General features: G+C 40.1%; 8 protein-coding genes. 2 read left to right on the top strand and 6 right to left on the bottom strand.

Going from position 1 to position 12,409, the window contains the following annotated elements; all coding sequences use genetic code 11:
* Positions 1-125: 125 nt before the first annotated feature.
* The gene (locus IFO69_RS08940; protein ID WP_225444055.1) at positions 126-2,621 is read right to left on the bottom strand and encodes a M1 family metallopeptidase; all 2,496 of its coding nucleotides are present in this window, start codon (positions 2,619-2,621) and stop codon (positions 126-128) included.
* A gap of 277 nt (positions 2,622-2,898) precedes the next feature.
* Here IFO69_RS08940 and IFO69_RS08945 point away from each other — a divergent pair, with 277 nt between their 5' ends.
* A complete protein-coding gene (locus IFO69_RS08945) occupies positions 2,899-4,233 on the top strand; it encodes a YfcC family protein (protein WP_192009717.1) in 1,335 nt (444 codons plus the stop codon).
* Positions 4,234-4,317: 84 nt separating this feature from the next.
* Here the strand turns inward: IFO69_RS08945 and IFO69_RS08950 are convergent, their stop codons facing one another.
* The 4 genes from IFO69_RS08950 to IFO69_RS08965 all read right to left on the bottom strand — a co-directional run bounded on the left by IFO69_RS08950 (position 4,318) and on the right by IFO69_RS08965 (position 9,330).
* The gene (locus IFO69_RS08950) at positions 4,318-6,564 is read right to left on the bottom strand and encodes a S9 family peptidase (RefSeq protein WP_192009718.1); all 2,247 of its coding nucleotides are present in this window, start codon (positions 6,562-6,564) and stop codon (positions 4,318-4,320) included.
* A gap of 263 nt (positions 6,565-6,827) precedes the next feature.
* Entirely contained in the window at positions 6,828-7,016 is a 189-nt protein-coding gene (locus IFO69_RS08955) for a hypothetical protein (RefSeq protein ID WP_192009719.1), read from the bottom strand.
* 386 nt (positions 7,017-7,402) lie between these two features.
* Positions 7,403-7,780 carry a nuclear transport factor 2 family protein gene (locus tag IFO69_RS08960; protein WP_192009720.1) on the bottom strand — a complete coding sequence of 126 codons (378 nt, stop codon included), beginning with the start codon at positions 7,778-7,780 and terminating at the stop codon, positions 7,403-7,405.
* Positions 7,777-9,330 carry an ArnT family glycosyltransferase gene (locus IFO69_RS08965; RefSeq protein ID WP_192009721.1) on the bottom strand — a complete coding sequence of 518 codons (1,554 nt, stop codon included), beginning with the start codon at positions 9,328-9,330 and terminating at the stop codon, positions 7,777-7,779. The genes IFO69_RS08960 and IFO69_RS08965 overlap by 4 nt, the downstream gene beginning before the upstream one ends.
* 122 nt (positions 9,331-9,452) lie before the next feature.
* On the opposite strand from IFO69_RS08965, the gene IFO69_RS08970 reads away from it, so the two are divergent.
* Positions 9,453-10,889, top strand: a complete 1,437-nt coding sequence (locus IFO69_RS08970; RefSeq protein ID WP_192009722.1) for a cellulase family glycosylhydrolase — start codon at positions 9,453-9,455, stop codon at positions 10,887-10,889.
* Positions 10,890-10,936: 47 nt separating this feature from the next.
* Here the strand turns inward: IFO69_RS08970 and IFO69_RS08975 are convergent, their stop codons facing one another.
* On the bottom strand, positions 10,937-12,361 hold the full coding sequence (locus IFO69_RS08975) for a DUF5689 domain-containing protein (protein WP_192009723.1): 1,425 nt from the start codon (positions 12,359-12,361) through the stop codon (positions 10,937-10,939).
* Positions 12,362-12,409 lie beyond the last annotated feature (48 nt).

Below are 12,409 nucleotides of genomic sequence, written 5' to 3' on the forward strand. Positions count from 1 at the left end.
AAAGTTGAAGAAACTTTCGTCTGTCAAGGTAGTAGGTCGGATTTTTCATGAACAAACTTTTTGCGCTTGGATAAATATAACTAGAATCTGCTCAAGATTTCAGGATCGAGCAATGAATCGGCCATTTACAGATTTTCATTTTCCCGCATCATGTGGGCCCTAAGCAACCCATCGGATGCCTGCATCAATTTCTTCATCAAAACTGGATTAAGTTTAGGGTTGGCAGCCAAAAACTCTTGTAAAATGTCATAGGCTTCCTCTGAACTGTATTGCCCAATACTATTGCTCAACCAGGCCTTTGGAAAAAAGATATCCCCAGTCCGTTGAACTTCATCAAGTAAGTCCAAGTTCATCCGCAAATGCTTGATCCCGCTTTGCTGTCTCACAGGATGGTGAATATAGCCAAGAGCTGAACTAACCCAAGACTCTTTCTCCCTATTTACTGCCTCGGCAAAACTACTTGCCAATTGATCTCTTACGGCCTCATTGGAGGAGAGCGCTGGAAGAAGAAACTCAAACCGTTCTCTTTTGTCAGGATTACTGATATTATCCTTAGTCTGCTTAATAATCTCCAAGGAGGCAGGATGGTCAAAAAGCAGCAGTTTCATAGCCATATGGGTAAAGTCATCCTCATTAAGCTTCAATCCAGGGATGATGGCTTCCTTTTTCCAAACCCTGAATAACTGTTCCCTTTCTGGGTCTTTATAAGCCAATGAAGAATATAGGTCAAACAAGGTCTTTTTGACATTGGACGGAAAATCTCCTTGTAACCTTTCGTAGAGTACCTTTTCTATTCTTGATTGAAGGCTTTCTTGTTTTTCTTCCGAAAGGTAGTTCCAAAATAAATTACCCATTTGTCCGCTGATATTTCGAATGATGAGTTCATTTTCTTCCTGCTGGAGTCCATTAAGGCACATTTCCAATGCCTGATCTGGGGAAATCTTTCCTGTCAATGTATTCTCATAAACATTGATATAACCTTGTGCACGAGCCACTTCATCCTCCAGATGGGGAATATAAGCCAATTCATACTCATGAACTGGAAAAACGCCATACCCAAATCCATTGGAATTATACAAGATGGCTTTAGGTTTAAAAAGTCCCTTTGCTTCATCAACATCCATCTGCGGCTTATCCATATCCACAGTAATAACCTTCACTTCACCTTCAAAGACAAACGCCAACTCAAACACCTGCGGCCAAAAGTTATTGCTTCCATCTTCCGCCGATTGAGCAATTTTCATAGAAGAAATCTTTCCTTGATCCTCGTAATGGATAGTTTCGGAAAATACTGGCCTCCCTATTTGATTTACCCAAACATCACTCCATTTTCCCAAGTCAATCGCTGTACCTTTGTCCAAAATACTCACCAAGTCCGCCCAGGTAGCATTTCCATATTGATAGGTTTGCATGTATTCTTGAATTCCCTTCTGAAAAGCTTCAACTCCCATGACTGTTTCCAATTGACGCATCATGATAGGGGCCTTATGATAAATAATATTCCCGTACAAGGTGCCCGAATATTTCAGGTTTTCCAATGGTTGTTTGATGGGATTAGTACCTTGGGTCCTATCCTCTCCATATGCTGCAGGATAATGACTGACCAAAAACAATAAGTCATGGTTGATCTCTGGAAAGGAGGGATTGACGATTTTATCCGCCATGAAATTAGCAAAGACTTCTTTTAGCCATACATCTTCAAACCAGTCCATGGTCACCAAATCTCCAAACCACATATGGGCCGTCTCATGGGCGATCAATTTGGCCCTTCCCAAAAGCTGGCTATCCGTAGCAGTGGCATCCAAAAACAAACTAGGTTCTTTATATTGAATGGCTCCTACATGTTCCATCCCACCATATTGGAAAATCGGTATTGTGGCAAAATCCAACTTCTGGAAAGGAAAAGGAAATGCTGTATATTCTGCCAAATAATCCATTGACTTTTCATGGAGCTCAAAAATAGCGGGAACACTTTGTTCTACTTTTTCTTTATTGGTTTCTCTATAAAACAATTCCATATCCAAACCAGCTCGATTTTCTTGTGCCACTTGAAATTTCCCTGCAACAAAGGAAAAAAGATAGGTGCTCATCTGATCCGTCTCTCCAAACTGATGAATGATTTTTTCAGCCTTCTCCACTCGATTCAACTCTGATGCTCCACACATTACTTTCCAGTCTTTTGGTGCTGTTATGTTGAGTTGGTAAATGGCTTTAATATTCGGTTGATCAAAACAAGGAAAAAGTGAACGTGCCCTGTCTGGCACCAACAAGGTATAGAGGTATTCCTCATTGCGATTCAAAGAAGTTTCTCCAGCTACAAACTCAATTTGTACTTCATTATCTCCTGATTTAAGACTTTCGGCAGGCAATAAAATGTGCTCCAATTCATGTATTATTTCAGAAGTGTCTCCATTGATCATCATGGTTAGCAGGTGATCCGAAGGAGCACTAAAATCAAGGTAGATGTCCTGATTGCTTTTTGACAACTGAAAACTCAAATCCAAAGTAGCTGGTATTGGGAGTTGCTTTTCACTAGGAATATCAAAACTCATGGTATACTTTACTTCGCTGATTCGCTCTTTTCGGAAATCTGCCAGATTTTTAGCAACACCATCTTCCATAGGAATTTCGGTTTTTTGTGGCTCACAAGATAATAATCCAGTCAATAAGCACAATCCAAATAATATTCTTGGAGTAAACAGGTTCATATAAACAGACTAAAGTTTGATTTGGAATATTCGATCCCGAACTTATTAATTTCTGTCAACTTTCCTTTTACCATCAATCAAAAACGCTTGGAACTTCTCCCTAATTTTTCAAAAAGCCATTATTTAAAACTTTCACCTGTAGCGATTTATACCAATTATCCTTAATTTATAATACACTTAGCTCTCACCTATGCGAAAATTCCCCAATGCCTTGGTCATCATGTTGGGCTTTATTCTTTTTGTAAGCTTGCTGACTTATGTTCTTCCAAAAGGCGAATACCAACGTGTTCATAATCCAGACCTTGGGTATGTTACGGTCGTTCCAAACTCCTATTCTCAGATCGAAGCACCATCCATTACTGTTGGGCAAATCCTACTTTCAATTCCCGAAGGCATTACTGGAAGGGCAGAATTAATCGCTTTGATATTCCTGTTGGGAGGCGCTTTCTTTGTAGTAGATAGAACAGGAGCATTTAAGGATGGCATCCAATTCATAACCGATAAACTACAGGGAAAGGAATCCGTTGCGCTGGCCATCGTCTCCTTACTGTTTACCACAGGTGGTGCTCTTAATGGCCTTCAAGAAGAAATCATTGCCATGGTTCCGGTTTTATTGTTTTTTGCAAACCGGCTGGGTTATAATTCATTAGTCGCAGTTGGAATCAGCTATGGTGCAGCCGTGGTAGGTTCTTCCTTTAGCCCAATGAATCCCTTTGGTGTGGCTGTAGCCCAAAAAGCAGCTGAAATCCCTCTCTTTTCTGGTAGTATCTATCGCATTGTAATTTTAATTCTAGCCTACCTGCTGTGGACCACTCTGATCATCCGTTATGCACAAAAAAACCGGGTTGAAAAAGTAAAAAAAGAACAAGCCGAAAAACATCAGATGGATGGAAAAAGTATCCTGATCCTCTGCCTTACCGCCCTTGCCTTTGTGATTGTAATTTATGGATTAGTGGTCTTGGAATGGGGGTTCAATGAAATGTCAGCTGAGTTTTTTCTTTTAGGAATCATAGCTGGCTTAGTAGGAAAACTGGGACTCAATGGTACTGCCGAATCCTTCATTCAAGGTTTTAAAGAAATGACTTTTGCGGCCATCATCATTGGTTTGGCCAATAGTATCACTTTAATCTTGCAACAGGGAATGATTATCGACACCATTATTTATGGATTATTTACCCCCTTGCAGTATTTACCCAAGAGTATCGCAACCCTATTTATGATGGCCGCACAGGCCTTGCTGCATTTTCCCGTTCCGAGTTATTCTGCCCAAGCCATCATGACCATGCCTATCTTAGCACCTTTGGCAGATCTCATGGGCATTTCAAGACAAGTCTGTGTCCTCGCCTATCAATATGGAGCTATTATGATGGACATGCTTATCCCCACCAATGGAGCACTAATGGCTGTCATCAGCATTGCCGGTATTTCCTTTAACAAATGGTTTGCTTTTGCGCTTAAGCTTACTTTGATACTCATGGGCTTGGGGATTGTAGCAATTATTATTGCCATCAATATTGGATACTGAAGAGACTTTACCTAAAAAACAGGTAGAGGATTTATGCTTAGATTCCCCTACCTGTTTATTCAATACCAAGTCATTTCTTTAAGATCAATCATTCACAGGAACATGCTCCATTAAATAATTGGTCAATAGTGTGTAAAGGTGCCTTCTCGTGTTTGGCCCCTCATAAATCCCATGGCTTCTGTTTGGATAGGCCATCATATCGAATTGCTTGTTATAGCGGATTAATTCATTGACTAACAATTCCTGGCTTTGGTAATGTACATTGTCATCATTGGTTCCATGAACCAATAGCAAATCACCCTGTAAGTTTTTGGCATAGGTGATAGGTGAACCCTTGATGAAATCTTGCAAATTTTCCTGTGGCAATCCCATGTAACGTTCTTGATAAATATTGTCATAGATCAATTGCATGGACACCCCTGCCACAGCCATACCCACTTTATAAATCTCTGGGTGCTTGAATAGCAGGTTTTGGGTCATGGAACCTCCTCCGCTCCAGCCCCACACCGCTACACGCTCAGGATCAATAAAGCTATATTTGCTCAAAACCTTCTTGCCCGCCATGGCCTGATCCTCTGCATTGATAACACCTACTTTTCGGTAAATACTTTTACGCCACTCACTGCCTTTTAAGCATGGCGTTCCGCGATTATCCATATCGATGATGATATAACCCTTTTGTGCTAACATGATATTCCACAATCCCACAAAATTGTCTGTGGCTACCGCTCCCCATGGCTCACCATAAACATGAAAGAGCACTGGGTATTTTTTTGATGCATCAAAACCTACTGGCTTGATCATTCTTCCATCCACTTGTACACCCTCATCTGTAGTCACTCGAAAAAACTCCACCTCTGGCAATGCCAAATTAGCCAATTGATGTTTGTAGGTTGCATTATCTTCCAATGTCCTTACTTCTTCATGCTTCTCTAAATCGATCAAATGATAGGTATTTGGAGACAAGGCTTTACTATGGGTAAGTATGGCAAACTCCCCATTGGGTGAGCAATTGTACAAATTGATCCCAGCCAGCTCATCTGGCGTCAACCTGCTGATTTTACCTTTGCCTTTTAGGTCTGTTTTATACAGATATCTTTGGGTGGTATTCTCTGGTGAAGCGTGAAAGAAAAGCTCTTTCTCGGTCATACCTGCAATGGAAGCCACATCAAATTCCGATGGAGTAAGTAAAGTTTTATCTCCGCTCATGATGTCCACCTTGTATACATGTCGCCATCCATCATTTTCTGTCATTCTCAGAAAAGCAGTGCCATTATCCACCAGCTTCAAATCATTCTCTTCCCAACCTCCCGCAGAAACATCGGGATAATAAATATCCACCCAAGTATCTTCTGTCTCTACATATACTTCTTTTAGTTCTTCAGAAATGACATTGTAACGCCACACCGTCAGCTTACTTTGATGACGGTTCAATTGCTGGATCAAAAGTGTTTCAGCATCCACCCACTGCATCCCAGGAATATAATTTTGGATGCTGGAACCAGGAATGGGAATCCACTGGACTTCCTCTCCAGACAAGCCAACAAGACCAATTTTCACTGAAGAAGGATCCTGACCTACCTTAGGATACTGCAATGGAATCAATTCGGAGTAAACGGAATCGATATTATTGATCATATAAAAAGTACCCACTTTGGAAATATCAAAATTCCAAAATGCCAATTGCTGGCCAGAAGGGCTCCACCTAAAACCATCCCGAGCCCCAAACTCCTCTTCATATGCCCAGTCAAAGGTGCCATTGATAATTTCCTCTCCACCACTTTTTGTCAGCTGCGTAACAGAACCCGTTTCCAAATCCTCCACATAAAGGTTAAAATTATAAACATAGGCAGCTTTCTTTTGGTCCTCAGAAAACTTAGCAAACATCAATGAAGAAGCAGGAAAGTCAGAGCCTAATTGACTCAATTCACCACTTTCCAAATCCAGCACCCAGTAATCCCCTTTCGTATTAGCTCTCCAAACCCGGGAAGAGTTGGTAAAAATCATCAGTTTGGTTTTATCGGGGGAAAAATCAAAACTTTCCACGCCTATGGAGCTATTTTTCCCATTTGGAAAAAGTTGGTTTCCCTCCACTAATAGGCTTCTTTCTCCTGAGGATGTGGTGTATTTGGCAATTTCCGGCAACCCTTCTGTATTTTGCTCCACCACTGCATAGGCCTCTCCTCCATCTACCCATTGCAGGGCAGGCAAACCTGATTGTCTAAATTCATTGGAATAAATGCGGTCCAAAGTCAGTTGGGCATCTTGACCTGAAACCAGCAAAGGCACACAGCTTATCACCCAAGCCACAAGAATTAATCTCTTTTTCATAGGTATATTTGATCATATTGAAATTGGCAATATCAGCCAATTTGAAAATAACCATAATAATCAGAAGTTTCCAGCTGACTCTTGACCATTTGGGGATTTGGTCAATCCTGTACCAATAATCGCTAATTTGGTTTTACCCAAAAAGATGCTTCTTAACGCTACCTAAAAAGTTTCGAAAAATTCGACTATAAAAATTAGCGCAGTACCCAGCATACTCAAAAAACTTTATAGTAGCTATGCCATGAATCACCACCTTTGATGTGCTACTTGCTCAACTTGTTAAAGATCTTTTTATCTTCTCTTAAAATCTTATTAAGCCGATGTGTAAAGCGCAAAAGCTTTGTTTTGTTTTTCTTCTGGCTATTAACCACATCATCTAGCCCTTCAAAAATCTCGTCAGGTATTTTATCAACGATTTTGTGAATCTCGGAATTAATTTCTTCTCTATCCATAAGTGCAAATATAACATTTTTCAGATAAACCTTGAAGTATTCAGCAACTTATACTTCTGTACTTATAAAATATTAAAATATAATTTATACTTAAAACAGTCTAATATTCTGTAAATTGAAAATAAAACAAAATATTACACATACCAAATCTACTTCCATTTACTTCAATATTTATATTACTTTACCAATAATATTTATACTTATTAATATTTTAAACTTAATAAAAAATTAATTTTATCTAAATAGACAACTATATTCCGCTTTGGTTTCAAAGTATACTTGATTCTATTTTTGTCTCAAAATGACCTTATTAAGCAAGTACGCCAAAATTATATTTTTTAATAAAATTGTTTAAAATCCTTATTCCTTGTTTCGTTTCCACTCACTCAAAACATGCCATTTTCATTAGGCATATCCTTTGGAACAGGTTGGGAAAAATCCCATAGTTCTAGGATTTTTTCACCTTCAAATCTGAAAATATGCATTACGGCTGCACCCAAATCTTTAGAATCCTGACGAAAGTGTGAATGGACAGCCACCAATTCACCATCTTCCAAAACTCTTTTGATCTCGAAAATCTTATGGGGCATCTGCTGTGCATTTTCCTCCATGGCCACCATCAACGTTTCAGCATCTCCTTTGAAATAGGCATTATGATGGATAAAGTTCTTTGAAGCATATTGATCAAAGGCCTTTCTTGAATCACCTTTGGCACATAAGGTTAAAAATTCCTGGGCTATTTGTTTTTTTTGTTTCTGACTCATCTTTTATACTTTCCCTTTTCTACTCCCATAAGTTTTTTATAATGTTCCTTTACCACTACTGTAGGATGCTGGCAAAGATAAATATTGGTGCCATTTTCCCGGAAATAAGGATTGTCAATGGTCTTCACCAACTCTACCTTTTTAAAAAATACAGGTAACATTTCATTGCTACCGTCTTCATCACCCGGATCATGATCCACCAAGATAAAGTATTCCTTGGACAAACTATCCGGTGACCAAAACACAAAACTTCCATTGGTAGAAATGGGCTGGGGAACATTAACACTTTTTCCATAGAACATCACTGCACCAGCTTGACCATAATTATTGCAAAATATATCTACATTATCCTTATTCTCCGGCCCCAAATCTTTATAGACACTTGCTACAGCTTCTCCCAATTCCTTCCATCCTGTCATATCGGCCATATCCTGTGGAATTTTATGGTAATTGCCATCTTCCCAGCGATGAGATGATTTGCCCGCGATATTTTCAGCACGCACTAATGGAATACCATCATAGGGAATCGATAAATAAAGTCCAGCAAACATTAAGACAAGCAAAAACACGGTAGTAGGTATTGCCCATTTTCCAGTATATTTTTCTACATGGTAAGCCCCAAAAGCAAAAAGCATCGGATAAGCGCCCAGCGTGTAGTAAGCCTTTCCGCTTCCAGCAATTTGCAAGAACACTACAATTAGAAATGTCAAACCAAACACTTGGAAAGTTCTTTCTTTAGGGTGAAAAAGTAACAGTATTAAAGCCATCAGCCAAAGCAGCAATGCTTGTGCATTCATTATCAATTGGGCAATCAAAAAATCAGAAATCCTCACATTGACCAGCTGGGTCTCCCTCAATGCTTTCATATGCATCATCACGGGCCAGGTGTGTTGATATTGCCAAATCAAATTAGGCAAAATAATAGCAATGGCCAGCAAGCAAGCCCAGAGAAAGTACTTGTTCAGGTAAAGCTGACGATGTTTGCTGAAGGCCAAGGCTAGCAGAAAGCCTGCAAAGAAAAATACGATGGAATATTTATTCAAAAAACCCAAACCAAAGGTCATTGCCAACCAAAACCAGTATTTTGGATCATTTCGATGAATCAACCTCAAAACAAAATAAGCTGACCAAAGCCAAAAAAAGTGATTAAAACTCACTGGTTGAAACAGGGAGTTGGTATGCAAATAAGCTGGAGAAAGCAGATAGGCCAGACAAGCCAAGCTCACGGCTTTCCATTTACCTCTCAGCTCTACTACCATCAAGCCAACCAAAAAAACATTCAAAGCACCAATCAACGCTGGAAAGAACCGCAAAGCAAAAGTAGTGTGACCAAAGATTGTAGTGGCCAATTTTCCTATTGCTCCCACTAGGGGAGGAACGGCAATAAATCCCCAGTCTAAATGCTCACTCTGTGCATAATACAGATAAGCATCTCGATGCAACTCATAATGATCATAGGTCATAAAGTGCACCAATAGCTTTAGCAGTGCAAAAGACGCGATAAGGTAGATCAGGTTTTTCCTGTTGGAAAGGAAAGTTGTTTTTGTCATATAAGGTTAGAAAAGCCTTCTATTTGGCAATGCATTACAAATCAACCCCCAATCTAAAACATATGCTCCAGTTATAAGCGCTTGATAATAAATAAATTTAACCATTCAATTTGCCCAAAATCATGAAAAAGCCTCATCATTCTATAAGCCATTTTCTGTTGGCTTTGCTCTTATTTGGAACATTATCTGCTTGCTCGGATCAAGCTGACCAAAAGCCTGTTGAACTGACATTGTCCTCTTCCCAACTTGATTATGATGCAGATGGAGGTTCCAAAGAAATTGCACTTACTTCGAATTCACCTTGGGAAGCCCAAACTACCGTCAATTGGCTCTCTCTTCAACCGAGCAGCGGAGATGGAAATGCCATGCTCACATTTACATCCACCAATAATGCTGAAACCTCCCCACGATCCACCACTTTGGAGATCAAGGCTGGAAGTATCACCAAAAGCGTCTCCATTTACCAAGCAGCTTATGAACCTAAATTTCCTGATAATTATATTCCCGCAGACGCCAGTCAAATGCGCGACATCAGTAGTTTGGAACTAGCGCAGGAAATGGGCTTAGGCTGGAATTTGGGCAATTCCTTGGAGGCCATCGGCGGAGAAACTGCCTGGGGAAACCCATTGGTCACCAAAAGCTTGATAGATGCGGTCAAAGCTGCTGGTTTTGAGGCGGTGCGAATACCTGTCGCTTGGAGTAAATTTTCTGATGAAGCAAACTATACCATTGATGAAACATGGATGAACCGGGTCGAAGAAGTGGTCAATTATGTATTGGATAATGAACTTTACGCCATCATCAATATCCATTGGGATGGAGGTTGGATGCAGCCCACCTATGCCCAGCAGGATCAAGTAAACGAAAGGCTTTCTGCCATGTGGATTCAAATTGCCTTGCATTTCAGGAATTATGATGACCACCTTCTGTTTGCTGGCAGCAATGAAGTACTGGTGGAAGGAGAATATGGCACGCCTAGTCCTGAAAACTATATGGTCCAAAATGGATTTAACCAAACTTTTGTGGATGCGGTTCGGTCTACTGGAGGTAGAAATACCTACCGTAACCTGGTCGTTCAAGGATACAATACCAATATTGACCATACGGTCAATTTTTTAGAAATACCTGAAGACAATACAACTGATCGATTGATGGTAGAAGTACATTATTATGATCCCTATGAATTTGCCTTAGATGAAAACAGCATGATCAGCCAGTGGGGACCAAATGCTACGGATCCCTCTCTAACTGCCAGTTGGGGCAATGAAGCTCATGCCGATAGTCAATTCTTAAAAATGAAAACCAAGTTTATTGATCAGGGTATTCCGGTCATTCTTGGAGAATATGGAGCAATTACTAAAATGGACTTCAAAGACCATGAAAAATACAGAGAAGACTATATCCAGTACCTGACACAATCTATGGTCAACCATGGCTTGGTTCCTTTTTATTGGGACAATGGCTTTACAGGAAACCATGGCTTCGGTCTCTTCAATAGAGCAACCGGAGAAACAATTTATGAGGAACTGGTCCAAAACATCATGTTGGCCAAAAAATGACCACAGGCTGCATATTTAGCAATACACAGCCCATGGAAAACCTGAGGTTATTTGATTACATCCAAGGAATAATTTTGGATTTGAAGCCTATTCCATGGCCCTACAATGCCCACCAAAGTTACCTTGACACTTGGAAGAATCTGTAGCGCAAACTCTGCCCGCTCATGGGTAAACACAGTACCTCCTGTTCCAGCCTTTATACTTTCTATCTGCTTGGCCCCATTCCAAGTTATGACACCATTGGCTGTTTTGAAGCGAACATCCTCTATCCTCACTTTCTTTCCTTGGTAGTGGCCTGATCCTAATTGTTCCAAACTGATCGTTTCCGCAGGAACATCAACCATTTCGCCCAACTGAATACCCAATCGATCAATCACGCCATGAATGGCCTTCTGACCATCAATGATTTTTCCGCTAGCATCTTTTAGGTTTAGTTGAACCTTATCTCCTTGCTTCAAAAGCTTTTCCAAATGAAACACCAACATGATTCCACCTGTTTGATCTTGGATGTAAATGGTTTTCTCATTAGTGACATTTTCACTGGAAGTCACCACTCCTTCCACATAATAATCTTCAGATATATGCCACTCTCCTTCATGTCCATCAAATTCAGCCCTAAGATCAGCAATGCTGTGGATCATTGAGGGATCAATGAGGTCATCCTCCTCAATGAGCACTTCTAATTGCTTTTCTTCCCCTAATATTACTCCATCTGTGGTGGAGACCAACTCAAAATATACAGTAAATCCGCCTTCTAGAACCCGGTCATTAATGGGATAAACCTGAAACTGTAGACGCTCCGAACCTGGGTAAATATCAAGCATCATTTCATTTTGGATAAATGCAGGATAGGTATAAAAATCTTTGCCATACACCATTCCAGGCGAACTGTTCAATTGTAAGGTTACTTTACCACTTTGGATGACCTCACCCACTATGGGCAGCACTACTTCCATACCTGCTGCAAAATTCTCCTTCATTTCCAATGTGTTACTTTCAAAGGATACAATCGCCAACTCGTTTTCAGAAGATGGATCCATTTGTAGAATTTTCAAAGCGAACTTGTTCTTCTTCCCAGCTACCAGTTTTTCAGACAACTCATCTAAAGAAAAATAAACTGACTTTGAACCACTATCTCCTGGTTTTTCCAATGGCAATACTAAAAAGGAGGAGGACGATCTTCCCTTTTGTACCTTTATGTTGATAATGCCATCAACAGCCTCTGGATAAGTGGTAAAGTGCTGGGCGTATATGGCCTCCCCTGTAAGTTTAATGTTAAAAGAAGCATCCTCAGTTAGTGGAGAATTAAACGAAACCAGCACTTCCGCTGGATCATCATAACTCATCATCGTTTTTGATGTAGCAGAAAAATTCAATTCATTTTTGGTGATTACTTCATAAGGTTGATCGTCTGTGTCAGCACATCCCAGTCCCAGAGCAACAATGGGCAATAAGAATATTTTGGTTTTCATACATTTGTTAATTAGTGTTGTTTTACCAGCACCTATCTAAAACAAATG

It is taken from the genome of Echinicola arenosa, assembly GCF_014841125.1.
GTDB classification, from domain to species: domain Bacteria; phylum Bacteroidota; class Bacteroidia; order Cytophagales; family Cyclobacteriaceae; genus Echinicola; species Echinicola arenosa.